Origin of the sequence: Bradyrhizobium arachidis, assembly GCF_015291705.1 — a bacterium.
GTDB lineage: Bacteria > Pseudomonadota > Alphaproteobacteria > Rhizobiales > Xanthobacteraceae > Bradyrhizobium > Bradyrhizobium arachidis.
Map to the genome: position 1 here is coordinate 8,831,455 of NZ_CP030050.1, position 24,894 is coordinate 8,856,348.

The following is a 24,894-nucleotide window of genomic DNA, read 5'->3' on the forward strand; positions in this document are numbered from 1 at the left end:
TTACCGGGAACTGCGCCGCCAGCCTGTGCGTGCGGCATGGCCGGAACTTCAAATCGGCACCCCCAGCGCCTAAATTCGCTCCATGGTTCACGATTCCCCCGACAGTCCGGACGAGCGCGCGCGCAAACCGGCCCGCCTTGCCGACGCCCCGCCGGAGAGCCTGACGCCGCCGGACCTCGATCCCGCCACCACCGGCGGCGAGGACGAGGACGACGCGCTGCTGCCTGACATCCTCGAAGAGAGCGGCGCGGTCGGCGAAGGCCCGCTGGCGACCGGCCATGAGGCGATCGAGCGCGCGGTCCGGCTCGCCCCGACCTCGCCCGGCGTCTACCGCATGCTCAATGCCAATGCCGACGTGCTCTATGTCGGCAAGGCCAAGAACGTCAAAAAGCGCCTGTCGAACTATGCGCGCCAGAGCGCGCCGCAGCCGGCGCGCATCCTGCGCATGATCGCGGCCACGGTGACCGTGGAGATCGTCTCGACCAACACCGAGACCGAGGCGCTGCTGCTGGAAGCCAATCTCATCAAGCAGCTGCGGCCGCGCTTCAACGTGCAGCTGCGCGACGACAAATCGTTTCCCTATATCCTGATCACCGGCGACCATTGGGCGCCGCAGATCCTCAAGCATCGCGGCGCGCAGACCCGGCCCGGGCGCTATTTCGGCCCGTTCGCCTCCGCCGGCGCCGTCAACCGCACCATCACCGCGCTTCAGCGCGCGTTCCTGATCCGCTCCTGCACGGACTCCTTCTTCGAGAGCCGCACAAGGCCCTGCCTGCTGTACCAGATCCGCCGCTGCGCCGGTCCCTGCACCCGCGAGATCGACTTCGGCGGCTATACGACGCTGGTGCGCGAAGCGACCGACTTCCTCTCCGGCAAGAGCCATGCGGTGAAGCAGGAGCTTGCCGGCGAGATGGAGAAGGCCTCCGGCGAGCTCGAATTCGAGCGCGCCGCGCTCTACCGCGACCGCCTCGCTGCGCTGTCGGCGATCCAGTCGCAGCAGGGCATCAATCCGCGCACCGTGGAGGAAGCCGACGTGTTCGCCATCCACCAGGAGGGCGGCTTCTCCTGCGTCGAGGTGTTCTTCTTCCGCACCGGCCAGAACTGGGGCAACCGCGCCTATTTCCCGCGCGCGGAGAAGACCTTCACGCCCGAGGAAGTGCTGGGCTCCTTCCTCGCCCAGTTCTACGACGACAAGCCGCCGCCGAAGAACATCCTGCTCTCGCACGAAATCGAGGAGAGCGAGCTGCTCGCCAACGCGCTGTCGATCAAGGCCGGCCACAAGATCGAGGTCACCGCGCCCAAGCGCGGCGAGAAGAAGGAGCTGGTCGCCCACGCGCTGACCAATGCGCGCGAGGCGCTCGGCCGCAAGCTCGCGGACACCGCGACGCAAAGCCGCCTGCTCGACGCGATGGCGACCGCGCTGAGCCTGCCGCATGCGCCCAAGCGCATCGAGGTCTACGACAACAGCCACATCCAGGGCACCAACGCGGTCGGTGCCATGATCGTCGCGGGTCCCGACGGCTTCGTGAAGAACCAGTACCGCAAGTTCAACATCAAGTCGGAAGGGCTCACGCCGGGCGACGACTACGCCATGATGCGCGAGGTGCTGGAGCGCCGCTTCAAGCGCCTGATCAATCCGCCCGAGGACGCCGCCGGCAAGGCGAAAGACGACGACTTCCCGCAATGGCCCGATCTCGTCATCATCGACGGCGGCCGCGGCCAGCTCAACGCCGTCCGGGAGATCTTTGCCAATCTCGGCCTGACCCAGGTGTCGCTGATGTCGGTCGCCAAGGGGCCGGACCGGGATGCCGGCCGCGAGACCCTGTTCATGCCGGAGCGCGAGGCGATCAAGCTGGAGCCGCGCGATCCCGTGCTCTATTTCATCCAGCGGCTGCGGGACGAGGCCCACCGCTTCGTCATCGGCTCACACCGCAAGCTGCGCAAGAAGGACATCCGCGAGGCCGGTTTGCAGGAGATTCCGGGCATCGGCCCGTCGCGCAAACGCGCCTTGCTGCACCATTTCGGAACCCTGAAGGAGATCGAACGGGCCTCGATCGCCGATCTCGGCAAGGTTCCGGGGGTCAGCGCCGAGAGCGCCCGCCGGATTTTCGAGTATTTCCATCCCCAGCCGGGATGAACTAAAGGGGACAGGGTCATATGGTCGTCGCATCCCGTACCCCATGTGGGAGGAGCAGTTGACCTCAGGGCATCAGCGGTATTGGTAGGACGGATGAACATCGCCACGACACGAGGGACGACCAGCCGCGCGATGTCCCTCCCGAACATCCTGACCTATGGCCGGATCGCCGCGATCCCGGTCGTGGTCGGATGCATCTATGCGCAGTCGATCATGGACTATCCGCTGTGGCTGCGCTGGGTCGCGGTCGCCATCTTCATCGGCGCCGCGGTGACGGACTATCTCGACGGCTATTACGCGCGGATCTGGAATCAGCAATCGGCGTTCGGCCGGATGCTCGACCCGATCGCCGACAAGCTGCTGGTCGCCTCCTGCCTGCTGATGCTGGCCGCCGACGGCATCATCCATGGCTGGTCGCTGTGGGCCGCCATCGTGATCCTGTGCCGCGAGATCCTGGTCTCGGGCCTGCGCGAATATCTCGCCGCGCTCCGCGTCAGCGTGCCCGTGACCAAGCTCGCCAAATGGAAGACCACGGTTCAGCTCGTCGCCATCGGCTTCCTGCTCGCAGGTCCCGCCGGCGATGAGGTCGTCCCCGTGGTCTCGCTGATCGGCCTCGTCCTGCTCTGGGCCTCGGCGCTGCTGACCATGTATACCGGCTACGACTATTTCCGCGCCGGCATCCACCACCTCATCAAGGAGGATGAGGGATGAAGGTGAAATACTTCGCCTGGGTGCGCGAGCGCATCGGCAAGGCCGAGGAGACTATCGAGCCGCCCGCGACCGTGCACACCGTCGAGGAGCTGATCGCCTGGCTGTCCGGCCAAAGCGAGGCTTACGCCTACGCCTTCGAGAAGCCAAAGGTGATCCGCGCCGCGATCGACCACGCCCACGTCAAGTCGGATGCCCCAATCGCAGGCGCCCGCGAGATCGCGTTCTTCCCGCCGATGACCGGCGGCTAGGCTCATGACCTGCCCCGTCACCATCCGCATCCAGGAAGACGATTTCGACATCGCGCGCGAGATCGCGGTCCTGACCAAGAGCCGCACCGACATCGGCGCAGTCGTGAGCTTCTCCGGCATCTGCCGCGCCGATGAGGACAGTTCGAAGATCTCGGCGCTCACACTCGAGCATTATCCCGGCATGGCGGAGGAAGAGATCCAGCGCCACGTCGACGAGGCCATCTCGCGCTGGCCGCTCAACGGCGTCACGGTCATCCACCGCGTCGGGCGGTTCATGCCCGGCCAGAACATCGTGCTGGTGCTCACTGCCTCGCAACACCGCCGGGCGGCGTTCGAGGCGGCCGAGTTCCTGATGGATTACCTGAAGACCAGCGCCCCGTTCTGGAAGAAGGAAGAGAGCGCCACCGGGACCGGCTGGGTCGAGGCCCACGCCCGTGACGACGAGGCCGCCGCACGCTGGACGAAATCCTGATGGCAAGAGCATCGAAAAGAACAACGCGCGGCCGCGCCGCATCGAAACTTGCGAAAGCGGCACCCAAGCTCGCGAAGGTCGGTCGCGGCGAGCTGCTCACGCTGATCGATTTCGTCCGCTATGCGGTGAGCCGTTTCACCGAGGCCAAGCTCGCCTTCGCGCACGGCACGACCGATCCGGTCGCCGAGGCCGTGTTCCTGGTCTGCGAAGTCCTGCATCTGCATCCCGACCAGTTCGAGATCTTTGGCCATGCCTGCGTCACGGCGGCGGAAGGCAAGACCCTGCTCGATCTCATCCATCAGCGCATCACCACGCGGAAGCCGACGGCCTATCTCGTCAACAAGATCTACATGCGTGGCCTGCCGTTCTATGTCGACGAGCGCGTCATCGTTCCGCGCTCCTTCATCGGCGAGCTGCTGGATTCGCATTTCGGCGGCGACGGCGAGCCCGGCTCGCTGATCGACGACCCCACGGGGGTCGAGCGCGTGCTCGATCTCTGCACCGGCTCGGGCTGCCTTGCGATTCTCGCCGCGCATCATTTCCCGAACGCCACGGTCGATGCCGTCGACGTCTCCAAGGGCGCGCTCGAGGTCGCCGCGCGCAATGTCAGCGAGCACGGGCTCGATGACCGCATCACGCTCCACCGCGGCGATCTGTTCGCCCCGCTCGGCGATGCCAGATATGACCTCATCATCACCAATCCGCCCTACGTCGATGCCGAAGGCATGGCGGCGCTGCCGCCCGAATGCCGGGCTGAGCCGAAGCTGGCCTTCGATGGCGGCGCCGACGGTCTCGACGTGGTCCGCCGGATCCTGCAAGACGCGCCCGATCACCTCACGGCGAATGGCGGCTTGATCTGCGAGATCGGCCGCGGCCGCGAGCTGGTTGACGAAGCCTTCCCGGAACTGCCGCTGTTGTGGCTGGACACGGAAGACTCCGAAGGCGAGGTATTCTGGATTTCGGCCGCCGACCTCGGCTGATCCGTCGCGGCGATCACGGTCCAACGGAACAAGTCAAATTCGGCCACGTTCATCCCCCGATGCATTGTCTCGCTCTCGGAGGGTGTCCGCATGCTCGCGCCATCGGGCGAATTGTTACGCGCCGGCGTGGCGCTCAAGCTCAATCACGTCAAACGCGCCGCTCAATCCTATCTGCGTGACCAGACCAGCCACGCAACCGGCAAGGTGACATCCTACGCCGTGGCCGGCGGGCTGTTCGCGGTCGCGGGCCTGTTCGTTGTCGCGGCATTTTTCGTCGGGCTGGTCGCCTTGTACCGCTGGATCGCGATCACCTACGGGCAATTCTGGGGCTTTGGCGCCGTCGCCGCCGTGCTGCTGGTGCTGGCCGCGGTCTGTGCCGGGATCGCGACGGCGCAGATGAAGCGCAAGGCCAAGCCGATCGTGCCGCTTGCGAGCCGCCTGCGCGTGGCGATCGCGACGCCGCGGATCCCGCGCGGAACGGTCAAGCAGGCCGTGAAGGAGGTGGCGACGACGATTCCCCTCGCGCCGCTCGCACCCGGCGAACGCGGTCATGGCAACAGGAGCCGGCCGGTTCGCACCAACCGGCCCGTGCAGCTCGGCCTGATGCTCGCGGCGGTGGGGTTGCTGGGCGTCACGGCCGCGCGCCGGCGGCGCCACGGGCAAAGGATGGAGACGTGACATGCTGGTGCGGCGCTCCGAGCAGATCGACAGCTGGCTGCTGGTGGCGGCCACTGCCGTCTTCGTGCTGACGGCGGAGCGCTACTTCCAGGACTCCGGCCTGATCCGTCCGGGACCTCCGCAGGATCACCGCAACAGCGAGGCGAACTCACCGGAAACCAGCCCGGCCAGCGCGGCGACGCAGCCCGGCCACGGCCGCCGCTCGAAAAGCCCGTTCGCGATTCCCTTCGCCGGCTGGAAGGACATCTTCTGGCGCACCTATCAGCGCATCGACGACGATCGCCTGCTCGCCACCGCCGGCGGCGTCGTGTTCTTCGGCCTGCTCGCGATCTTTCCGGCCGTCACGGCGCTGGTCTCGTCCTACGGACTATTCGCCGATCCCACCACCATCAGCGACAACCTCCAGAAGCTGGCAATGATGCTGCCCCAGGGCACGTTTGAGATCGTCGAGGAGCAGGTCGGGCGCGTGGTGTCGAAGGGCAACACGGCGCTCGGCGCCACATTCCTGTTCGGCTTCGTGCTCGCGATCTGGAGCGCCAATGCCGGGGTCAAGGCGATCTTCGACGCGCTCAACGTCGCCTATGAGGAGCACGAGAAGCGCAGCTTCATCAAGCTGAACCTGGTGTCGCTGGCCTTCACGGTCGGTGGCATCGTCGCGCTCCTGGTGATGGTCGGCACCGTGGTCGCCTTCCCGCTCGCGCTCGATCATCTCGGCATCGCCCCCGAGAGCAAGCTGATCGTCGCGCTGGCGCGCTGGCCGCTGCTGTTCCTGATTCTCATGGTCGCGCTCGCCGTCCTCTACCGCTTCGCGCCAAGCCGCGATGCGCCGCGCTGGCAATGGCTGAGCCCCGGCGCGCTGACCGCCGCCATTCTCTGGATCGCCGGCTCGTCGCTGCTGTCCTGGTATCTCTCGTCCTTCGCCAATTACAACGCGACCTACGGCTCGCTTGGCGCGGCGATCGGCCTGATGATGTGGATGTGGATGTCGGCGATCGTCATCATGTTCGGCGCCGAGCTGAACTCGGAGATCGAGCGGCAGACCCTGCGCGACACGACGACCGGTCGCCCCAAGCCGCTCGGCAGCCGCGAGGCGGTCTCGGCCGACACGGTCGGCGCCACCGCGCCGTTCTAGCGGAGGACGACGATCAGGCCGGAGTTGATCCGGCCTGACCACACTCGATTTCAGCGCTTGGTGATGACCGCTTCCAGATATTCGCTGTGCACGACGATCGTGCCGTCATCGGCATGGTTGAACTCGCCGAGCAGCGCCATGAGATCGCGCTTCAGCGCGGCCTGGCCGCTCTCGTCGAGCGCGGCGAACGCCTTCAGCGTCGGCCCGTAGAAGGTCTTGAAGATTTCGAGCCAGTGGTCCGGCGAGCGGTAGCGGAACACGAACATGCGCGGCTCGGCCACGATCTCGGAAGCCTTGCTGCCGAACATCTCCTCGAGCCGAGCTGGGGTGCCCCACAGCGCAGGCGACTTCACGCCTGCCGGCGGGGCGATATGCTTGCCGATGGTCTTGAAGAGCTGGCCGATGAACCCCTGCGGCGTCCAGTTGGCGAGGCCGATCTTGCCGCCGGATTTGCAGACCCGCGCGAGCTCGGAGGCCGCCTTGTCCTGGTCCGGCGTGAACATCACGCCGAAGGTCGAGAGCACGACGTCGTAGCTGTTGTCCGCAAAGGGAAGCGCCTCGGCATCCGCCTCCCGGAATTCGACGGTCAGATGGTCCGCCGCCGCGCGCTCCTGCCCGCGCTTGAGCAGCGCCGGCACATAGTCCGTGGATGTGACGTCACACCAGCGCCGTGCTGCGGCCAATGTCGCATTGCCGTTGCCGGCGGCGACGTCCAGCACCTTGCTGCCGGCGCGTATGTCGAGTGCCTCACAGAGCTGCTCGCCGACGATCTGCAAGGTGGTGCCGACGACGGCATAGTCGCCGGACGACCAGGCGCCATGCTGGCGCTGCTTGACGGCGGCAAGATCGGGTGTGGCTGGCTTGAGTGCGGCGGATGTCGACATGAGCAATCTCCTGCGGGTTGAAAACGCCGGGACGATAGGGCGCATGCGCATCGCTGGCCTTGAGAGCGGCGTTATTTTACGCTGAGGCCGCCTTGATTTCCGCGCGGGAGCCGAGGAGGGATTGTGACGTTTCAGTTCGAGGATTTCGTGCTCGATCCCGAGCGCCGCGAATTGCGGCGGGCGGATGCGCTCATCGCGCTCGAACCTCAGGTGTTCGATCTCCTCATCTATCTCGTCCGCAACCGCGAGCGCGTGGTGACGCGGGACAATCTGCTCGACGCGGTCTGGAACGGCCGCGTCGTCTCGGAATCGACGCTGACCAGCCGGATCAATGCCGCCAGGCGCGCGGTCAATGACAATGGCGAGGAGCAGCGGCTGATCCGCACCATCGCACGCAAGGGCGTGCGCTTCGTCGGCGCGGTGATCGAGCGCTCGGATGCAGCGAAGCCGGCGGTCTTGTTGGCGCCCACGACCGCAGCGCCGACCGGACTGCCGCTGCCCGATCGTCCCGCGATCGCCGTCCTGCCCTTCACCAACATGAGCGGCGAGGCCGAGCAGGATTATTTCTCCGACGGCATCAGCGAGGACATCATCACCGCGCTGTCGAAGCTGCGCTGGTTCTTCGTCATCGCGCGCAACTCCTCCTTCATCTACAAGGGCCGCACGGTGCATCTGCGGCAGGTCGCCGAAGAGCTCGGCGTGCGCTATGTCGTCGAAGGCAGCGTCCGCAGGGGCGGCGAGCGCGTCCGCATCACCGCGCAGCTCAACGACGTCGCCACCGGCAGTCATCTCTGGGCCGAGCGCTACGACCGCGAGCTCGCCGACGTCTTCGCCGTGCAGGACGAGATCACCGAAGCCATCGTCGCCGCGATCGAGCCGCAGCTTTACGCAGCCGAAAATTTTCGCGCCGAGCGCAAACCGCCCGACAGCATGGACGCCTGGGACCTCGTGATGCGCGCGCTGTCGCATTACTGGCGCGTGACGCGGCAGGACCATGTGGTGGCGCAGGCGCTGCTCGAAAAGGCCATCGCGCTCGACCCGAACTACGGCAAGGCGCTCGGCCTGCTCGGCACCAGCTACATGTTCACCGCGCATATGGGCTGGATGGAGATGGCGAGCGCCATCACCGCCGCCGAGCGCGCGGCGCGCGCCGCGATCCGCGCCGACGACGAGGATGCCTGGGCGCACAACGCGCTCGGCCACGTCAACCTGTTCGCGCGGCGGTTCGACGACTCGCTCGCCGAATTCGAGACCGCGCTGCAGCTCAATCCGAATTTTGCGCTGGCACAGGGCTATTATGGACTGGCCTTGAGCTATTGCGGCCGCTGGCAGGAGGCCGACGAGGCGGCGCGCAGGGCGATCCGCCTCAGTCCGCGCGATCCCTATGCCCCCGTCTATTTCGGCATCGCCGCCTATGCCCGCTTCCTCGGTAGCGACTACCCGGAAGCCATCCGCCTCGCCCAGGAATCCCTGCGCCAGCGCAGCGACTTCGTCGGCGCACACCGGGTGCTGACCGCGGCCGCGGGCATGGCCGGGCAAGCCGGGATCGCCCATGCCGCCCTGGAGGAACTCCGCCGCGCCCAGCCGAACGTGTCGCTGGCCTGGATCGCCGAGTTCATGCCGATCAAGCTCGCCGCCGACCGCGAGCACTACCTCGAGGGCTTTCGCCGCGCCGGATTGAGATAAGCAGCTACGAGGCCGCTATCCCCTCGAATCAACAATGATGTTAAGCTCGTGCGGCTTGGGGGAGCATGAGGCGTGACGGGGTTCGGACCGCGACCCGTGTTTTCCCGGCGTGAGGCAGTCAGCTCTTTGAGGCGTAACGCGCGGCATGATTCGCATTTCGACGATCTTCATCGCCATCTGCATGGTTCTGGTCGCCGCCTCGCTCGGGCTGGTGCTCTATTCGGTCGCCGGCATCAGCGGAACCGAATCCGCGATCGTGGCGCTGACCGCGCTGACCTTCCTGATCCTCTACAATGCGGTGTCGATGCGGCTGCGCGACCGCAGCGATGTCGGCGGCCAGATCGCCGACCTCTCGCGCGGCACCGCCGACCTCGCCCGCCAGGTCGCCGAGTTCGGCCGCCGCCTCGCTGCGATCGAGGGACGTATCGCCTCGTCCAATTCGACCAACTCCGACCGCATCCAGTCGGTGGTCGGCGAGATCAATGAGCTCGGCGGGCTGGTCAAGCAGCTCGCCACCACAGTGTCGGCGCATGAGGATCTCCTGGCCGGCGCGGCGCCACTGCCCTCTCCCGCTCCCGTCGCAAGTCTGGAAGCGGAGGCGCCAATCGATCTGGCCGCACCGTTCGATCAGAAGCCGGTCGCACCTCCCCCGCTTGCCACTCCGCCATCGCGCCCGGCAGCACCCGCGGTCCAGACCCAGACCGCCCATCAGGCTCCCGCCGGTGGCCGCAACCAGACCCAAATGCTGGCAACGCTGCGCAACGCGGTCGACGAGAACCGCATCGACATCTTCCTTCAGCCGATGGTGACGCTGCCGCAGCGCAAGGTGCGGTTCTACGAAGCCGTGACGCGGGTGCGCGACGAGCGCGACCAGCTGATCGCGGCCGAGGAGTTCATCAGCATCGCCGAGGCCTCCGGGCTGATCGGGCGCATCGACAACATGGTGATGCTGCGCTGCGTGCAGGTGCTGCGGCGCCTGATGGTGCGCAACAAGGATGTCGGCGTGTTCTGCAACGTGGCGGCCTCCACGCTCGGCAATTCCACCACCTTCGCGCAATGCCTCGACTTCCTCGAAGCCAACCGGGCGCTGGCGCCCTCGCTGGTGCTGGAGTTCAAGCAGGCGACCTTCCGCAATCTCGGCCCGGCCGAGACCGAGAACCTCGCCGCGCTCGCCCAGCGCGGCTTCCGCTTCTCGATCGACCATGTCACCGATCTCAGGATCGAGCCGCGCGAGCTCGCCGATCGTGGCGTGCGCTTCATCAAGGTGCCGGCGACGCTGCTGCTCGACCCCAGGCAGGCGTCGGCCTCCGACATCCACCCGTCCGATCTTTCCGACCTGCTCGGCCGTTTCGGCATCGACCTGATCGCCGAGCGGATCGAGGGCGAGCGCGCCGTGGTCGATCTGCTCGACTATGACGTGCGGTTCGGCCAGGGCTTCCTGTTCGCGCCGCCCCGGCCATTGCGGCCGGAGGGGGCATCTGCTACCGGCGGGGCCGCGCCGAACCAGGCGCAGGACATTCAGGGATCCAATGGCTCCGCTTCCCCCAGCCCAAGCGCGACGTCAGCCGCAGCTCCGTCACAGCGCATCACCGGTAACGCCGCGCTCGCGCGCCGCATCTGATCGGCCACACACGTCATGACCACGCTGCATTTCGCCCAAGGCCTGCGCGAGCTCGTGGGCGGCGTCGAGGTCGTGCTCAGCGACATCTGGGGCGTGGTTCATAACGGCCTCGAATCCTTCCCCGAAGCCTGCGAGGCGTTGCATACCTATCGCAGCCGCGGCGGTACGGTGATCCTGATCACCAACGCGCCGCGCCCGGCCGACTCCGTGCAGCGGCAACTGCGCAAGCTCGGCGTCGCCGACGAGACCTATGACGCCATCGTGTCATCGGGCGATCTGACCCGGCTCTATGTCGCCGAGCATCCCGGAAGCAAGATGTTCTGGCTCGGCCCCGAGCGCGACAATTCGATCTACCGCGGCCTCGATGCGACCACCGCGCCGCTGGAAGAGGCCGACTACATTGTCTGCACCGGCCTCTATGACGACGAGACCGAGACGGCGGAAGACTATCGCGGCATGATGCTGAAGGCGCGCGAGCGCAAGCTGACGCTGGTCTGCGCCAACCCCGACATCGTCGTGGAGCGCGGCGACCGGCTGATCTATTGCGCCGGCGCCATCGCGGAGCTCTATCGGGAGCTCGGCGGCGAGGTGATCTTCTACGGCAAGCCGCACCGGCCGATCTACGAGCGCGCGATGCGGCTCGCCGGCGAACGCCAGGGCCATATGATCGACCGGAAGAAGGTGCTGGCGATCGGCGATTCCGTCCGCACCGACCTGACCGGCGCGCGTGAGTTCGGCATCGACTGCCTGTTCGTCACCCGCGGCATCCATGCCGAGGAGTTCGAGGGCCTCGACCAGCTCGACCCGAACTCGGTGATGGAATTGTTCGGCCATCCGCCGAAGGCGCTGATGCGCGAATTGAAGTGGTGATTTTCTAGCTCTGTCATTCCGGGGCGCGCGAAGCGCGAACCCGGAATGACGAACCCAGCAGAGAAAGCCCGGGACAAAGCCCGGGCCCTCCGAATTCAGCTGGCAGCTTTAGCGCTTACGCGCTCGCCATGTCCGGGAAGACCGCCTCGATCTTGGTCTTCAGCGTCGCCGCGTTGAACGGCTTGACGATGTAATTGTTCACGCCGGCCTTCTTGGCCGCGATCACGTTCTCGGTCTTCGATTCCGCCGTGATCATGATGAACGGCGTGGTGGCGAGGTTCGGATCCGCGCGCACTTCGCGCAGCAGGTCGTAGCCCGTCATCGGCTCCATGTTCCAGTCGGAAATCACAAGCCCGTATTTCTTGCCGCGCATCTTGTTCAGCGCCGCCGAACCGTCGCTGGCATCATCGATATTATCGAAGCCAAGCTGCTTCAGCAGATTCCGGATGATACGGATCATGGTGCTATAGTCATCCACCACCAGAACCGGCATCGACAAATCAACCGCCATCTCGACTCCCCCAACGCATACCCAGGAATATTACGATCAGACCTGCCAGACCGGAGCCCGGCGGTTCCACGATCAAGGACTAGCATCAAGGCGTTAAACAGCCCGTTAACTGGGGACGCCTTCGAAGAATTGAAATCGTGTTCAATTCGGCCGCACCCTCCCGCTTGACTTCATCCGGCCGGTCGCGCCACGGTCCCGGCCGGTCCCGCCGGCTCCGAGAATTCCCCTGATGTCTCCGCCTTTTACCGTTATCCGCGACAGCACGCCGGATTCCGCCATTCCCCGGGGCGCCGTGGTCGCCATGGGCAATTTCGACGGCGTTCATCTCGGCCATCGGGCCGTGATCGCCGCGGCCCTGGAAATGGGCCGGGCGCATGGCCGCCCTGCGCTGGCCTTGACCTTCGAGCCGCATCCGCGGCGGTTTTTCAGCCCCAACACCCCGCAATTCCGCTTGACGGATGAACGGGCCAAGCTGCGGCTACTGGCCGGCACCGGGCTCGCCGGCGCCGTGGTCATGACCTTCGACAAGGCGCGCGCCGGCACCAGCGCGCAAGACTTCATTCACCATGACCTGATCGGGCGCCTCGGCGTCAGCGGCATCGCGGTCGGTTACGACTTCCATTTCGGCAAAGGTCGCGTCGGCTCGCCGAGCCTGCTGGTCAACGAGGCGCCCCGGCTTGGCATCGAGGTCGACGTGCAGCCGCATATCGACATCGACGAGCGGCCGGTGTCCTCCAGCGCGATCCGGATCGCGCTCGCCGAAGGCCTGCTCAATGATGCCACCACCATGCTGGGCGCACCCTGGTTCGTCACCGGCGAGGTGATCCACGGCGAGAAGCGTGGCCGCGACCTCGGCTACCCCACCGCCAATATCCAGTTGGATGCCAATTGCGGGCTCAAGCACGGCATCTATGCGGTGCGGGTCGGCCGCGGGCCTGAGCGGCTGGATGGGGTGGCGAGCTTCGGCCGCCGCCCAACCTTTGATAATGGCGCGCCCCTCCTGGAAATCTTCCTGTTCGACTTCAAGGGCGACCTCTACGGCCAGACGCTCGACTGTGCCTTCGTCGGCTTCATCCGCGAGGAGCTGAAATTCGACAGCCTGGAGGCCCTGATCCGCCAGATGGACGACGATTCCGCCCGCGCCCGCGCCATGCTGGCCGCCGCCCCCGACGCGTTTCCGCGGCTCGGCGTGATCGATTGAGGCCCGAATCCGGCCCGCCGAACCTTTGCGCTTGCCTCGCCCGGCTGCTATGGAGGGCCCATGTTTGCGCGGCGCATCATAGGGATTAGCGGCCCGGCTTCCGCCTGAGCCTGAAGGCTCGGCGCAAGACCGGGATTTTGACGTTTCACCCCGCGATTCCCAATCGCCATCCGTTCCCGCGCCCTTCCGAGCCAGTCAGCCTCATGTCCGAAAAGCCGCAAAAGTCCCAAAAGTCTGAAGCCAAAGACTATTCGAAGACCCTGTTCCTGCCGCAGACCGAATTCCCGATGCGCGCCGGCCTGCCGCAGCGCGAGCCGGAGATCCTGAAATACTGGAACGACATCGGTCTCTACGACAAGCTGCGCAAGGACGCCGAGGGCCGCGCCAAGTTCGTGCTGCATGACGGCCCGCCCTATGCCAACGGCAACATCCATATCGGGCATGCGCTGAACAAGATCCTCAAGGACGTCGTGACCAAGAGCCAGCAGATGCTCGGCTTCGACTCCAACTACGTGCCCGGCTGGGACTGCCACGGCCTGCCGATCGAATGGAAGATCGAGGAGGAGAACTACCGCAAGAAGGGCAAGCAGAAGCCCGATTTCCGCGACTCCGCCGCGATGGTGGCGTTCCGGAAAGAATGCCGTGCCTATGCGACGCACTGGATCAACGTGCAGCGCGAGGAGTTTAAGCGCCTCGGCATCATCGGCGACTGGGATCATCCCTATCAGACCATGAGCTATCCGGCCGAAGCGCAGATCGCGCGCGAGCTGATGAAGTTCGCGGCCAACGGCACGCTGTATCGCGGCTCCAAGCCGGTGATGTGGAGCGTGGTCGAGAAGACTGCGCTCGCGGAAGCCGAGGTCGAGTACGAGGACTACACCTCCGACATGGTCTGGGTGAAATTCCCGGTCACCTCGCCTGCGCATGGCGCGCTCGCCAATGCCTCGGTCGTGATCTGGACCACGACGCCCTGGACGCTGCCGGGCAACCGCGCCATCTCGTTCTCGCCGAAGATCGCCTACGGCCTCTATAAGGTCACGGACGCGCCCGCCGACAATTGGGCCAAGACCGGCGATCTCCTGATCCTGGCCGATGCGCTCGCCGCAGAGGTGTTCAAACAGGCGCGCGTCACCTCTTACGAGAAGGTGCGCGACATTCCCGGCGACACGCTGGACGCGGTCGAATGCGCCCATCCCCTGCGCGGCCTCGGCGGCGGTTACGAGTTCATCGTGCCGCTGCTCGCCGGCGAGCATGTCACCGACGACACCGGCACCGGCTTTGTGCACACCGCACCGAGCCACGGCCGCGAGGACTTCGACGTCTGGATGGCCAACACCCGCGAGCTCGATGCGCGCGGCATCTCGACTGCGATCCCCTATACCGTCGACGAGAACGGCGCCTACACCGCACAGGCCCCCGGCTTCACCGGCAAGCGCGTGCTCAACGACAAGGGCGAGAAGGGCGATGCCAACGAGGCCGTGATCAAGGCGCTGATCGAGGGCGGCAAGCTGCTCGCGCGCGGCCGTCTCAAGCACCAATATCCGCACTCCTGGCGCTCGAAGAAGCCGGTGATCTTCCGCAACACGCCGCAATGGTTCATCGCGATGGACAAGGACGTCAGCGAGAACGGCCATGCGAAGAAGGGCGACACGCTGCGCGCCCGCGCGCTGCATGCGATCTCGGTCACGCAATGGGTGCCGCCGTCGGGCGAGAACCGCATCAACGGCATGATCGCCAATCGTCCGGACTGGGTGATCTCGCGCCAGCGCGCTTGGGGCGTGCCGATCGCCGTATTCGTGCGCGAGAAGGCCGACGGCTCTGCCGAGATCCTCCAGGACGAGATCGTCAACCAGCGCATCGCGGAAGCCTTCATGGAGGAAGGCGCCGACGCCTGGTACATGGACGGCGCCCGCGAGCGCTTCCTCGGCTCCCGCGCGAGCGAAGACTGGAAGAAGGTCGACGACATCTGCGACGTCTGGTTCGATTCCGGGTCCACGCACGCCTTCGTGCTCGAGGATCGCCAGAACTTCCCGCAGCTCGGCAACATCGTCCGCAAGGTCGACGGCGGCGAAGACACCGTGATGTATCTCGAAGGCAGCGACCAGCATCGCGGCTGGTTCCACTCCTCGCTGCTGGAAAGCGCCGGCACGCGCGGCCGCGCGCCCTACGACATCGTGCTGACCCACGGCTTCACGCTCGACGAGAACGGCCGCAAGATGTCGAAGTCGCTCGGCAACACTGTCGAGCCACAGAAGGTGATCAAGGATTCCGGCGCGGACATCCTGCGCCTGTGGGTCTGCGCCACCGACTATGCCGACGACCAGCGCATCGGCCCGGAGATCCTGAAGAACACCATCGAGACCTATCGCAAGCTGCGCAACTCGCTCCGCTGGATGCTCGGCACGCTGCATCACTTCAAGGCAAGCGAGAAGGTCGCCTATGCCGACATGCCCGAGCTCGAGCGGCTGATGCTGCACGAGCTGGCCGGCCATGCCGAAACCATCCGCAAGGCCTATGCCGCGTTCGATTACAAGACCGTGGTCGCAAGCCTGTCGGCTTTCATGAACTCCGAGCTGTCGGCGTTCTACTTCGACATCCGCAAGGACACGCTGTATTGCGATCCGCCGTCCTCGGTGGCGCGCAAGGCGGCGCTCACCGCCATCGAGCTGTTGTGCGATGCTCTCTTGAAGTGGCTCGCGCCGATCCTGAGCTTCACGACGGATGAGGCCTGGCGGATGTTCCGCCCCAACGCGGAGCCGTCGGTCCATTTGACCTTGTTCCCGACCGACATCGAGCAGCTGCGCGACGACAAGCTCGCCGCAAAGTGGGAGACGATCCGCGACATTCGCCGCGTCGTGACCGGCGCGCTTGAGCTCGAGCGCGCCGCCAAGAACATCGGCTCGTCGCTGGAGGCCTCGCCGGTGATCTATGTCGCCGACAGGGACATGATGATGACGCTGTTCGATGTCGATCTCGCCGAAGTCTGCATCACCTCGAACTACGAGGTGCGCGAGGGCGAGGCGCCGGCGAGCGCGTTCCGCCTCGATGCCGTGCCCGGCGTCGCGGTCGTGGTCGAGAAGGCGGTCGGCACCAAATGCGCCCGCTCCTGGAAGATCTCGCCGACCGTCGGCGAGGACGCCGAATATCCCGACGTCACCCCGCGCGATGCTCAGGCACTGCGCGAATGGAAGGCGTTGGGCGTGAGCGTCTGATCGGCCAGCCATGACCCCGCTCCGCGCCGGCATCCTCTCGGCCGTGGTCACGGTCATCCTCGACCAGGCCTCGAAACTCTGGCTGCTCAACGTGTTCGACCTCGCCCGTCGCGGCGTGGTGCGGGTGACGCCGTTCTTCGACCTGGTGCTGGCCTGGAACATCGGCATCAGCTTCGGCTGGCTCCAGAACGACGGCCAGGCGGCGCAAATCGCGCTGATGGCGGTCAAGGCCATTGCCGTGGTGGCGCTGGCGATCTGGATGGCCCGCTCGCACACCCTGCTGGCGACGGTCGCGCTCGGCCTGATCATCGGGGGCGCGATCGGCAACGGTATCGATCGCCTCGCCTATGGCGCGGTGGTCGATTTCGCCCTGCTCCACGTCGAGATAGCCGGAAATACCTATAATTGGTACGTGTTTAACCTCGCCGACGTGGCCATCGTTGCTGGGGTGGCGGGGCTATTGTATGATTCCTTCCTGGGGGTACCCGCCGCAAAAGCGCCCTGATCCCGGCCGATACGGACCGGCAGGTGGAACCCTGTTTTTGCGAGGGTTAGGCCGCGAGCGAGCGGCAATCTGCCACAATATGGAACAGGTACAGTGATGCGCAGCTCGAAGACCAGCGGTTCAATGGTTCGAGATCCCCAAGGCGGGCTCTGGCGGGCGTTGAAAGTGTCCGCTGTCGCGCTCGGCATCGGTCTCGTCATGGCAGCAGGCGCCGCCCGCGCCGGTGACGACGATGATGAAGATGACGGGATGACCTTCGAAGAGAAGCTCATCGACAATCTGATGTCCGGCATCGGCGCCAAGAGCATGGAAAAGCCCGGCATCGAATACCGCGAGCGCTCGCCGCTGGTCGTGCCGCCGAAGCTCGACCTGCCGCCGCCGGCCGGCGCCCAGGCCAAGAATGCGCCGAACTGGCCAAAGGACCCCGACGAGAAGCGCCGCAAGGAGGCCATCGCCGCGCGGAAGAAGGCCGTCAAGGCAACCGAGAGCTGGCAGGCGGGCCGCACGCTTTCACCGGCCGAGATGGAAGTCGGCAGGACCGCAGCCCCCGAGCGTACCAGCAACGATCCGATTCAGCCGGGCACGAACTCCAATCCGTCGCTGAGCCCCGCCCAGCTCGGTTTCACGGGCGGCCTGTGGGGCATGATGAAGGGCGGCACGCCCGAAGAAAAGCAATTCACCAGCGAGCCGCCGCGCCAGTCCCTGGTCGAGCCCCCGCCGGGCTACCAGACGCCTTCGCCGAACTACGCCTACGGCGCCGGCAAGGACAATACGAAAAAGACCTACTTCGACATCATGTCGGGCAAGGACAAGGAACAATAGCGTTCCTGTCCGCTGCGACATCCTGACCGAAGCGGACCTGGCACCGGCGGCCCCTGCACGCCGGACGCAATCGATAAATTGCCTATCAGTAACTTGCCTACCCGTTGCGTTCTCTGCTTCGTGACGCGAAGCCTCAGCCGCGCGGTGTAGCATACCGCGCCACCGAGCCGGACATCCGGACCTCGGCCTTTCATAAGGATGATGATGTCCTCTTACCGATCGGCTGCCTGCCTTCTTGCCGCGCTGCTTTCGACGAGCGTCCTCTCAGCCAGCGCCCTCGCTCAGACCACTGTGACATCGGCCCCGCCCGCCAGCTTTACGCTCGGCAACGGCATGCAGGTCGTGGTGATCCCGGATCACCGCACGCCCGTGGTCACCGAGATGATCTGGTACAAGGTCGGCTCGGCCGACGAGACGCCGGGCAAGTCCGGCCTCGCGCACTTCCTCGAGCATCTGATGTTCAAGGGCACCTCGAAACATCCGGTCGGCGAATTCTCCCAGACCGTGCTCCGCGTCGGCGGCAACGAGAACGCCTCGACCTCGGTCGACTACACCAACTACTACCAGCGCGTTCCGAAAGAGCAGCTGCCGACCATGATGGAGTTCGAGGCCGACCGCATGACCGGCCTGATCCTCAAGGACGAGAACGTGCTGCCCGAGCGCGACGTCGTGCTCGAAGAGTACAACATGCGCGTCGCCAACAATCCGGACGCGCGGCTCAACGAGCAGATCATGGCCGCGCTCTATCTCAACCATCCCTACGGCCGGCCGGTGATCGGCTGGCACCAGGAAATCGAGAAGCTCGATCGCGAGGATGCGCTCACCTTCTACCGCCGCTTCTACGCGCCGAACAACGCGATCCTGGTGATCGCCGGTGACGTCGAGGCCGCCGACATCCGCCCGCTGGTCGAGCGCAATTTCGGCGCGATCCCCGCCCAGCCCGCGATCCCGGCGCGGCGCGTCCGCCCGCAGGAGCCGGAGCCGGCGGCGCCGCGCACCGTCACGCTGGCCGACCCGCGCGTCGAGCAGCCGAACCTGCGGCGCTATTATCTCGTGCCCTCGGCGACGACCGCCGCGGCCGGCGAAAGCGCAGCGCTCGACGTGCTGGCGCAGCTGATGGGCAGCGGCAGCAACTCCTATCTCTACCGCGCCCTCGTCGTCGACAAGCCGCTCGCGGTCTCCGCCAGCGCCAGCTATTCGAGCATCTCGCTCGACCCGACCCAGTTCGCGATCTCGGCCGCGCCGAAGCCCGGCGTCAGCTTTACCGAGGTCGAGCAGGTGATCGACGGCGTCATCGCCGACATCGCGCAGAACCCGATCCGCGCCGAGGACCTCGAGCGGGTGAAGACCCAGCTCATTGCCGAAGCGATCTACGCCCAGGACAATCAGGCGGTGCTCGCGCGCTGGTATGGCGGCGCGCTGACCACGGGCCTTTCGATCGAGGATATCAGGAGCTGGCCGGACCGCATCCGCGCGGTCACCGCCGAACAGGTGCGCGCAGTTGCGCAGAAATGGCTCGAGAAGAAGCGATCGGTGACCGGCTATCTGATCAAGGACACCGCCACCGCCAAGCGCGAGGAGAAGCGTTCGTGACCTATCCCTTCCTTCGACGCGTTGCATTCTCCCTTGCCACCGGCGCGGCGCTCGCGCTCGCGAGCATCTCGCCATCGCAAGCGGCCGCAAAGATCCAGCGCCTGGTCTCCCCCGGCGGCATCGAGGCCTGGTTCGTCCAGGACGCGACCGTGCCACTCATCGCCATGGAATATTCGTTTGCCGGCGGCTCGGCACAGGATCCCAAGGACAAGTCGGGTGTCGCCAACCTCGTCGGTGACCTGCTTGACGAAGGCTCCGGCGATCTCGACTCCAAGACCTTCCATGAGCGGCTCGACCGCCGCGCCATCGAGCTCTCCTTCAGCGCCACCCGCGACACGTTCCGCGGCAGCCTGCGCATGCTGCGCGACAACAAGGACGAGGCCTTCGACCTGCTCAGGAGCGCGCTGACCTCGCCGCATTTCGACACTGCCGATGTCGAGCGCATCCGCTCGCAGGTTCTCTCCGGCCTGCGCCGCGAGACCACCAACCCGACCTCGCTGGCGAGCCGCAAGTTCCTCGAGGTCGCCTTCGGCGATCATCCCTATGGGCGGCAGACCAACGGCACCCTCGACAGCGTGCCGACCATCTCGGTCGCCGATCTGAAGGATTATGTCGGCCGCGTGCTCGCCAAGGACGGGCTGAAGGTCGCGGTGGTTGGCGACGTCGATCCCGAGACCCTCGGCAAGCTGCTCGACCACACCTTCGGCAGTCTTCCCGCCAAGGCTAACCTCACGCCGGTCCCGGACATCGAGGCGGCCAAGCCGCCGCAGCGCACCTTCGTGACGCTCGACGTGCCGCAGACCGTCATCACCTTCGGCGGCCCCGGCGTGAAGCGCAGTGATCCGAACTTCATGGCGGCCTATGTCGTCAACCACATCCTGGGCGGCGGCGGACTGTCCTCGCGGCTCTATCGCGAGGTGCGCGAGAAGCGCGGCCTCGCCTATTCGGTGTTCGAATCGCTGCTCTGGATGGAACATTCGGCGGTCTTCATCGGCAACACCGGCACCCGCGCCGACCGTGCCGGCGACACCATCGATGCCATCGACAAGGAGGTGCGCCGCATCGCCGAGGAGGGCCCGACGCAGAAGGAGCTCGACGAGGCCAAGTCCTACCTCAAGGGCTCCCAGATGCTGGCGCTCGACACCTCCTCCAAGCTCGCCCAGGCGCTGCTGCAGTACCAGCAGGACAAGCTGCCGATCGACTATATCGAGAAGCGCAACGCCATAGTCGACGCGGTGACGCTGGACGACGCAAAGGCGGCCGCCAAGCGGCTGTGGGGCCAGGGCCTGCTGACCGTGGTCGTCGGCCGCGCCCCGCAGGCCGCCGCGCAGCCGGCGGCAGCACCGGCGACGAAGTCGAACTGACCCCCTTCTCTATGCGGTTCATCAAATGGCCGAGCTTAGCCCGGCCATTTGCGTTTTTATCGGCGCCATTGCCGAACGTGGACGTCCGCGATATGTCCGGACATCAGAAATGGTGCCATCATGCTGCGGATATCCCGCGACCTCGTCATCGACGAGGACGACATCGAGATCGGCTTTGTCCGCGCCTCCGGCCCGGGCGGGCAGAACGTCAACAAGGTCGCGACCTCGGCGCAACTGCGCTTCGACACAGGCAAGCTGACGATTCCGGAGGACGCAGCCATCCGGCTCGCCCGCATCGCCGGCCAGCGCATGACCAAGGACGGCGTGATCGTGATCCACGCCCAGCGCTTCCGCACCCAGGAGCGCAACCGCCAGGACGCCATCGACCGCCTCGTCGAGATCCTCAAGGAGGCCATGGTGCGCCCGACGCCGCGCCGCGCGACGCGGCCGACCTACGCCTCCAAACAGCGCCGGCTCGACGGCAAGAAGCGCCGCAGCGACGTCAAGGCCGGCCGCGGCGGCCGCTTCAACGATTAGCAAGCACTAGCGAAAACTCCGGCCGCATGGCGACCGGAGTTTTGCCATTTCAGCCAGCGGGACTAGTAACGCTTGGACGGGGCTGCACCGCCAGTCGCGGCATCGTCGGCGGTCCCCTTGTGCACAGCGCTGCCCGTGGTGCCGACCGTGCCGCGGGTACCCTTGGTCGACTTCATGCCGGTCTTCTCACCCGCCGCGCCGGGCTGAGCGTTCATCTCCTCATCGCCACTGCCCATCGTGCCTTGCATCGGCTTGCTTTGCACGGTGCCGCCGGTCTTGGCAGGCGGCGCGCCTTGCGCGAGAACGGGCGTCGCAATGAGAGCCGACAGGGCGCATGCGATCATCGAGGTCTTCACCAACTTCATCCATTTCTCCTGGATTTTTCGCGATGAATGGCTCGGCGGCTCCCACGCCGCTCGTCTGCACCGGCCATCGCATCGCGCAAAGAGTTCAAGCGGCGCGGTCGACATGCAATGCGCATGGTGTGGTGATCGTTTAGGGATTTGACGGCGCTTTCGCGGAATTGTGCTCCGCATATAAGGCAGCGCGGAACACCACATGCCGCGCACATCTCCGCGCGCAGCGAAATAGCCCGCTACTACCACCGCATCTTTGGCGACGCCTAGAGTTTGCGCACGCTGGATTTGATGTGGACGGGCGAGCCTTGACGATGCGCGCAATCGTGCTGGGATTGTGCACCGCGATGGTGCTGGTGGTGCGGATCGCCGATGCGCAAATGCCGTTGCCGGCCGCAAGGTCGCCGGACGGCGCGACGCTGTTCAAGCAGCAATGCGCGGTGTGCCACACCACAAGCGCATCGGAGCCGACGCGGCAAGGGCCGCCACTGGTGAAGATCGTCGGCCGCCCAGCCGGCAAGGTCGAGGGCTTCAAATACTCGGACGCCCTCGCGAAGGCGGACTTCGCCTGGGACGAGACCAGGCTCGATGCATGGCTGACCAATCCGCAAGCCGTCGTTCCCGGCGTGACCATGGTGTACCGGCAGGCCAAGCCGGAGACGCGCGCCGCCATCATCGCCTACCTCAAGGAGCAGAACTGAATGGCAAAACCCGTTCATTCCATGATCCGCGTGCTGGATGAGGCCCGCTCGCTCGACTTCTACAGGCGCGCCTTCGGCCTGGAGGTCGCCGACCATCTGAAATTCGCGGACTTCGCCCTGATCTATCTGCGTCACCCCTCCTCACCTTTTGAGGTCGAGCTGACGGTCAATTTCGATCGCAAGGAGCCATATGCGCTCGGCGACGGCTACGGCCATCTCGCGGTGGTGGTCGAGGATCTCGACGCCGAACACGCCCGCTTCGAGCGCGAGAAGCTCGCTCCAGGGCCGCTACGCGACTTCAAGCACGACGGCAGGACGCTGGCGCGCTTCTTCTTCGTCAGCGATCCCGACGGCTACAAGATCGAGGTGATCCAGCGGGGCGGACGCTTCGGCTGATCAAGTTCAAAAACCCAAATCACAAAAATCCACGGAGGAATGCCATGAGAGAAGTCGATCGTCGAAGCAAGCACAGCCGCCGCGTCTTTCTCAAGGGCGCGGCGACCGCCGTGCCGGTCGTGGCCGCAGCCACCAGCGTCGGTGTCAGCATCGAGAGCGCCTGGGCCGACGATGCCACCGCGCTTTCGCCCGCGACGATGAAGACGCTGCTGAAGGTCGCGCGCGACATCTATCCGCACGATGTGCTCGGCGACAGCTACTACATCACCGCGATCAAGCCGTGGGACGGCAAGGCGGCCAAGGATCCCGCCGTCAAGGCTCTCATCAGCGACGGCATCGCAAGGCTCGATCAGAACGCGAAGGATCGTCACAAGGCGCCCTATGCCGAGGTGCAATGGGAAGCCGATCGCGTGGTGCTGCTGAAGGAGATCGAGGGAAGCGACTTCTTCCAGAAGGTGCGCGGCGACCTCGTCGTCTCGCTCTACAACCAGAAAGAGGTCTGGCCGCGGTTCGGCTACGAGGGCTCCTCCGCCGAGCATGGCGGCTACATCAACCGCGGCTTCGCCGATATCGACTGGCTGCCGAAGGCTTAAAGGCCACCCAGGTTCAGGAGAACGCAGATGGCAAAATTCGATCTGAACGACAGCGGCGTTGTGGTGATCGTCGGCTCCGGTGCCGGCGGCGGCACGCTGGGCAACGAGCTCGCGCAGAAGGGCGTCAAGGTCGTCATCCTGGAAGCAGGTCCCCGCATCGAGAACCAGGATTTCGTCAATGACGAGTGGGAGAGTTTTTCCCAGCTCGCCTGGACCGATGCGCGCACCACGTCCGGCACGTGGCGCGTTGCGAAAGACTTCTCGGGCCTGCCCGCCTGGATCGTCAAGGCAGTCGGCGGTTCCACGACCCATTGGGCCGGCGCCTCGCTCCGCTTCGACGAGCACGAGTTCAAGGTGAAGAGCACCTATGGCAACATTCCCGGCGCGAACCTTCTGGACTGGCCGGTCACGCTGGCCGAGATGGAGCCATGGTACGCCAAGGCCGAGAACAAGATGGGCGTGACCCGAACCAACGGCATTCCCGGACTTCCCGGCAACAATAACTTCAAAGTGCTGGAGGCCGGCGCCAGGAAGCTCGGCTACAAGACCGTGCACACCGGCAACATGGCGATCAACAGCCAGCCGCGCGATGGCCGCGGCTCCTGCCAGCAGATCGGCTTCTGCTTCCAGGGCTGCAAGTCCGGCGCCAAATGGTCGACGCTCTACACCGAGATCCCCAAGGGCGAGGCGACCGGCAACCTTGAAGTTCGCCCAAGCAGCATGGTGGTCAAGATCGAGCATGACGCGAGCGGCAAAGTGACCGGCGTCGTCTATGCCGACGAGAGCGGGGCGATGCAGCGCCAGAAGGCGCGTATCGTCGCGGTCGCCGGCAATTCGATCGAAAGCCCGCGGCTGCTGCTCAACAGCGCCTCGACCATGTTCCCCGACGGCCTTGCCAACTCATCGGGCCAGGTCGGGCGCAACTACATGCGGCACATGACCGGCAGCGTCTACGCCGTGTTCGAGAAATCGGTGCACATGTATCGCGGCACCACCATGGCCGGCATCATCCGCGATGAATCCGTCAACGATCCGAAGCGCGGCTTCGTCGGCGGCTACGAGATGGAGACGCTGTCGATCGGCCTGCCCTTCATGGCCGCGTTCCTCAACCCCGGCGCCTGGGGCCGTTCGTTCACGTCGGCGCTCGACGGCTATCCCAGGATGGCCGGCATGTGGCTGGTCGGCGAGGACATGCCGCAGGAAACCAACCGCATCACGCTCGACCCGGTCGTGAAGGACAAGCACGGGCAGGCGGTTGCGAGCGTGCACTTCGACGACCATCCCAACGACATCGCGATGCGCGCACATGCCTACAAGCAGGGTGCCGCGGTCTATGATGCCGTCGGCGCCACCGTGACCTATCCGACACCGCCCTATCCGAGCACGCACAACCTCGGCACCAACCGGATGAGCGAGAAGCCGCGCGACGGCGTAGTCAACAAGTTCGGGCAGAGCCACGATATCAAGAACCTGTTCGTCTCCGACGGCAGCCAGTTCACCAGCGGCGCGGCCTGCAACCCGACGCTGACCATCGTGGCGCTGGCGATCCGCCAGGCGGATTACATTGCGGGCGCGATGCAGAAGAAGGAGATTTGACCTCAGGTTGCCATCGCGATCGCCCGGACGGCGATGAAGAGGGATTACGTATCCCCACCCAAGATGTCGTCCCCGCGAAAGCGGGGAC

Annotated in this window: 24 protein-coding genes; 21 read left to right on the plus strand and 3 right to left on the minus strand. The window is 65.7% G+C overall.

The window, feature by feature from the left end:
* Nucleotides 1–82: 82 nt before the first annotated feature.
* The 7 genes from uvrC (at nt 83) to WN72_RS41750 (ending at nt 6,358) form a co-directional block, all read left to right on the plus strand.
* Nucleotides 83–2,137 (plus strand): excinuclease ABC subunit UvrC, encoded by a 2,055-nt coding sequence (gene uvrC, locus WN72_RS41720; RefSeq protein ID WP_092215294.1) that lies wholly within the window; start codon nt 83–85, stop codon nt 2,135–2,137.
* Between the two features lie 93 nt (nt 2,138–2,230).
* On the plus strand, nt 2,231–2,848 hold the full coding sequence (gene pgsA, locus WN72_RS41725) for a CDP-diacylglycerol--glycerol-3-phosphate 3-phosphatidyltransferase (protein ID WP_027563047.1): 618 nt from the start codon (nt 2,231–2,233) through the stop codon (nt 2,846–2,848).
* Nucleotides 2,845–3,096, plus strand: a complete 252-nt coding sequence (gene moaD / locus WN72_RS41730) for a molybdopterin converting factor subunit 1 (RefSeq protein WP_092215297.1) — start codon at nt 2,845–2,847, stop codon at nt 3,094–3,096. The genes pgsA and moaD overlap by 4 nt, the downstream gene beginning before the upstream one ends.
* A gap of 4 nt (nt 3,097–3,100) precedes the next feature.
* The gene (locus tag WN72_RS41735; protein ID WP_027563049.1) at nt 3,101–3,568 is read left to right on the plus strand and encodes a molybdenum cofactor biosynthesis protein MoaE; all 468 of its coding nucleotides are present in this window, start codon (nt 3,101–3,103) and stop codon (nt 3,566–3,568) included.
* Nucleotides 3,568–4,548 (plus strand): 50S ribosomal protein L3 N(5)-glutamine methyltransferase, encoded by a 981-nt coding sequence (prmB, locus tag WN72_RS41740; RefSeq protein ID WP_092215299.1) that lies wholly within the window; start codon nt 3,568–3,570, stop codon nt 4,546–4,548. The genes WN72_RS41735 and prmB overlap by 1 nt, the downstream gene beginning before the upstream one ends.
* A gap of 90 nt (nt 4,549–4,638) precedes the next feature.
* Entirely contained in the window at nt 4,639–5,226 is a 588-nt protein-coding gene (locus WN72_RS41745; protein ID WP_092215301.1) for a phage holin family protein, read from the plus strand.
* Nucleotide 5,227: 1 nt separating this feature from the next.
* Nucleotides 5,228–6,358 (plus strand): YihY/virulence factor BrkB family protein, encoded by a 1,131-nt coding sequence (locus WN72_RS41750; protein ID WP_092215302.1) that lies wholly within the window; start codon nt 5,228–5,230, stop codon nt 6,356–6,358.
* Between the two features lie 50 nt (nt 6,359–6,408).
* Here the strand turns inward: WN72_RS41750 and WN72_RS41755 are convergent, their stop codons facing one another.
* Nucleotides 6,409–7,242 (minus strand): class I SAM-dependent methyltransferase, encoded by an 834-nt coding sequence (locus WN72_RS41755; protein ID WP_027563053.1) that lies wholly within the window; start codon nt 7,240–7,242, stop codon nt 6,409–6,411.
* Nucleotides 7,243–7,365: 123 nt separating this feature from the next.
* Between WN72_RS41755 and WN72_RS41760 the strand changes: the two genes are divergently transcribed.
* The 3 genes from WN72_RS41760 (at nt 7,366) to WN72_RS41770 (ending at nt 11,419) form a co-directional block, all read left to right on the plus strand.
* Nucleotides 7,366–8,928 (plus strand): winged helix-turn-helix domain-containing protein, encoded by a 1,563-nt coding sequence (locus WN72_RS41760; protein ID WP_167380764.1) that lies wholly within the window; start codon nt 7,366–7,368, stop codon nt 8,926–8,928.
* A 145-nt stretch (nt 8,929–9,073) separates the two neighbouring features.
* The gene (locus WN72_RS41765) at nt 9,074–10,549 is read left to right on the plus strand and encodes an EAL domain-containing protein (RefSeq protein WP_092215305.1); all 1,476 of its coding nucleotides are present in this window, start codon (nt 9,074–9,076) and stop codon (nt 10,547–10,549) included.
* A gap of 15 nt (nt 10,550–10,564) precedes the next feature.
* Nucleotides 10,565–11,419 (plus strand): TIGR01459 family HAD-type hydrolase, encoded by an 855-nt coding sequence (locus tag WN72_RS41770; RefSeq protein WP_027563056.1) that lies wholly within the window; start codon nt 10,565–10,567, stop codon nt 11,417–11,419.
* Between the two features lie 115 nt (nt 11,420–11,534).
* Here the strand turns inward: WN72_RS41770 and WN72_RS41775 are convergent, their stop codons facing one another.
* Complete coding sequence (locus tag WN72_RS41775; RefSeq protein ID WP_027551917.1) at nt 11,535–11,930, minus strand: response regulator; 396 nt, start codon at nt 11,928–11,930, stop codon at nt 11,535–11,537.
* A 229-nt stretch (nt 11,931–12,159) separates the two neighbouring features.
* On the opposite strand from WN72_RS41775, the gene WN72_RS41780 reads away from it, so the two are divergent.
* The 7 genes from WN72_RS41780 to arfB all read left to right on the plus strand — a co-directional run bounded on the left by WN72_RS41780 (nt 12,160) and on the right by arfB (nt 21,164).
* The gene (locus WN72_RS41780) at nt 12,160–13,131 is read left to right on the plus strand and encodes a bifunctional riboflavin kinase/FAD synthetase (protein WP_092215308.1); all 972 of its coding nucleotides are present in this window, start codon (nt 12,160–12,162) and stop codon (nt 13,129–13,131) included.
* Between the two features lie 203 nt (nt 13,132–13,334).
* Nucleotides 13,335–16,343 carry an isoleucine--tRNA ligase gene (gene ileS, locus WN72_RS41785; RefSeq protein WP_092215310.1) on the plus strand — a complete coding sequence of 1,003 codons (3,009 nt, stop codon included), beginning with the start codon at nt 13,335–13,337 and terminating at the stop codon, nt 16,341–16,343.
* Between the two features lie 10 nt (nt 16,344–16,353).
* The gene (lspA, locus tag WN72_RS41790; protein ID WP_092215312.1) at nt 16,354–16,848 is read left to right on the plus strand and encodes a signal peptidase II; all 495 of its coding nucleotides are present in this window, start codon (nt 16,354–16,356) and stop codon (nt 16,846–16,848) included.
* A 96-nt stretch (nt 16,849–16,944) separates the two neighbouring features.
* Entirely contained in the window at nt 16,945–17,670 is a 726-nt protein-coding gene (locus tag WN72_RS41795; protein WP_027563060.1) for a hypothetical protein, read from the plus strand.
* A gap of 201 nt (nt 17,671–17,871) precedes the next feature.
* Nucleotides 17,872–19,263 (plus strand): M16 family metallopeptidase, encoded by a 1,392-nt coding sequence (locus tag WN72_RS41800; RefSeq protein WP_194483056.1) that lies wholly within the window; start codon nt 17,872–17,874, stop codon nt 19,261–19,263.
* The gene (locus WN72_RS41805) at nt 19,260–20,627 is read left to right on the plus strand and encodes a M16 family metallopeptidase (RefSeq protein ID WP_027563062.1); all 1,368 of its coding nucleotides are present in this window, start codon (nt 19,260–19,262) and stop codon (nt 20,625–20,627) included. Before WN72_RS41800 ends, WN72_RS41805 begins: the two co-directional genes overlap by 4 nt.
* Before the next feature lie 120 nt (nt 20,628–20,747).
* Nucleotides 20,748–21,164 (plus strand): alternative ribosome rescue aminoacyl-tRNA hydrolase ArfB, encoded by a 417-nt coding sequence (gene arfB, locus WN72_RS41810; RefSeq protein WP_027563063.1) that lies wholly within the window; start codon nt 20,748–20,750, stop codon nt 21,162–21,164.
* A 62-nt stretch (nt 21,165–21,226) separates the two neighbouring features.
* Here arfB and WN72_RS41815 read toward each other — a convergent pair whose 3' ends face one another.
* Nucleotides 21,227–21,529, minus strand: coding sequence for a hypothetical protein (locus WN72_RS41815; protein ID WP_027563064.1), 303 nt, complete (start codon nt 21,527–21,529; stop codon nt 21,227–21,229).
* A gap of 305 nt (nt 21,530–21,834) precedes the next feature.
* On the opposite strand from WN72_RS41815, the gene WN72_RS41820 reads away from it, so the two are divergent.
* From WN72_RS41820 to WN72_RS41835, 4 genes are read left to right on the plus strand one after another with little or no spacing between them, the layout of a single operon-like run.
* Nucleotides 21,835–22,221, plus strand: a complete 387-nt coding sequence (locus WN72_RS41820) for a c-type cytochrome (RefSeq protein WP_027563065.1) — start codon at nt 21,835–21,837, stop codon at nt 22,219–22,221.
* Entirely contained in the window at nt 22,222–22,617 is a 396-nt protein-coding gene (locus tag WN72_RS41825; RefSeq protein ID WP_027563066.1) for a VOC family protein, read from the plus strand.
* 44 nt (nt 22,618–22,661) lie between these two features.
* Nucleotides 22,662–23,210, plus strand: coding sequence for a hypothetical protein (locus tag WN72_RS41830; protein WP_027563067.1), 549 nt, complete (start codon nt 22,662–22,664; stop codon nt 23,208–23,210).
* Nucleotides 23,211–23,237: 27 nt separating this feature from the next.
* Nucleotides 23,238–24,806 (plus strand): GMC family oxidoreductase, encoded by a 1,569-nt coding sequence (locus tag WN72_RS41835; protein ID WP_027563068.1) that lies wholly within the window; start codon nt 23,238–23,240, stop codon nt 24,804–24,806.
* Nucleotides 24,807–24,894 lie beyond the last annotated feature (88 nt).

What these genes read in the sequence shown, in the direction of transcription:
- uvrC (WP_092215294.1), top strand. Translation starts at nt 83, where the DNA reads ATGGTTCACGATTCCCCCGACAGTCCGGACGAGCGCGCGCGCAAACCG.
- pgsA (WP_027563047.1), top strand. Translation starts at nt 2,231, where the DNA reads ATGAACATCGCCACGACACGAGGGACGACCAGCCGCGCGATGTCCCTC.
- moaD (WP_092215297.1), top strand. Translation starts at nt 2,845, where the DNA reads ATGAAGGTGAAATACTTCGCCTGGGTGCGCGAGCGCATCGGCAAGGCC.
- WN72_RS41735 (WP_027563049.1), top strand. Translation starts at nt 3,101, where the DNA reads ATGACCTGCCCCGTCACCATCCGCATCCAGGAAGACGATTTCGACATC.
- prmB (WP_092215299.1), top strand. Translation starts at nt 3,568, where the DNA reads ATGGCAAGAGCATCGAAAAGAACAACGCGCGGCCGCGCCGCATCGAAA.
- WN72_RS41745 (WP_092215301.1), top strand. Translation starts at nt 4,639, where the DNA reads ATGCTCGCGCCATCGGGCGAATTGTTACGCGCCGGCGTGGCGCTCAAG.
- WN72_RS41750 (WP_092215302.1), top strand. Translation starts at nt 5,228, where the DNA reads ATGCTGGTGCGGCGCTCCGAGCAGATCGACAGCTGGCTGCTGGTGGCG.
- WN72_RS41755 (WP_027563053.1), bottom strand. Translation starts at nt 7,242, where the DNA reads ATGTCGACATCCGCCGCACTCAAGCCAGCCACACCCGATCTTGCCGCC.
- WN72_RS41765 (WP_092215305.1), top strand. Translation starts at nt 9,074, where the DNA reads ATGATTCGCATTTCGACGATCTTCATCGCCATCTGCATGGTTCTGGTC.
- WN72_RS41770 (WP_027563056.1), top strand. Translation starts at nt 10,565, where the DNA reads ATGACCACGCTGCATTTCGCCCAAGGCCTGCGCGAGCTCGTGGGCGGC.
- WN72_RS41775 (WP_027551917.1), bottom strand. Translation starts at nt 11,930, where the DNA reads ATGGCGGTTGATTTGTCGATGCCGGTTCTGGTGGTGGATGACTATAGC.
- WN72_RS41780 (WP_092215308.1), top strand. Translation starts at nt 12,160, where the DNA reads ATGTCTCCGCCTTTTACCGTTATCCGCGACAGCACGCCGGATTCCGCC.
- ileS (WP_092215310.1), top strand. Translation starts at nt 13,335, where the DNA reads ATGTCCGAAAAGCCGCAAAAGTCCCAAAAGTCTGAAGCCAAAGACTAT.
- lspA (WP_092215312.1), top strand. Translation starts at nt 16,354, where the DNA reads ATGACCCCGCTCCGCGCCGGCATCCTCTCGGCCGTGGTCACGGTCATC.
- WN72_RS41795 (WP_027563060.1), top strand. Translation starts at nt 16,945, where the DNA reads ATGCGCAGCTCGAAGACCAGCGGTTCAATGGTTCGAGATCCCCAAGGC.
- WN72_RS41800 (WP_194483056.1), top strand. Translation starts at nt 17,872, where the DNA reads ATGATGTCCTCTTACCGATCGGCTGCCTGCCTTCTTGCCGCGCTGCTT.
- arfB (WP_027563063.1), top strand. Translation starts at nt 20,748, where the DNA reads ATGCTGCGGATATCCCGCGACCTCGTCATCGACGAGGACGACATCGAG.
- WN72_RS41815 (WP_027563064.1), bottom strand. Translation starts at nt 21,529, where the DNA reads ATGAAGTTGGTGAAGACCTCGATGATCGCATGCGCCCTGTCGGCTCTC.
- WN72_RS41820 (WP_027563065.1), top strand. Translation starts at nt 21,835, where the DNA reads ATGCGCGCAATCGTGCTGGGATTGTGCACCGCGATGGTGCTGGTGGTG.
- WN72_RS41825 (WP_027563066.1), top strand. Translation starts at nt 22,222, where the DNA reads ATGGCAAAACCCGTTCATTCCATGATCCGCGTGCTGGATGAGGCCCGC.
- WN72_RS41830 (WP_027563067.1), top strand. Translation starts at nt 22,662, where the DNA reads ATGAGAGAAGTCGATCGTCGAAGCAAGCACAGCCGCCGCGTCTTTCTC.
- WN72_RS41835 (WP_027563068.1), top strand. Translation starts at nt 23,238, where the DNA reads ATGGCAAAATTCGATCTGAACGACAGCGGCGTTGTGGTGATCGTCGGC.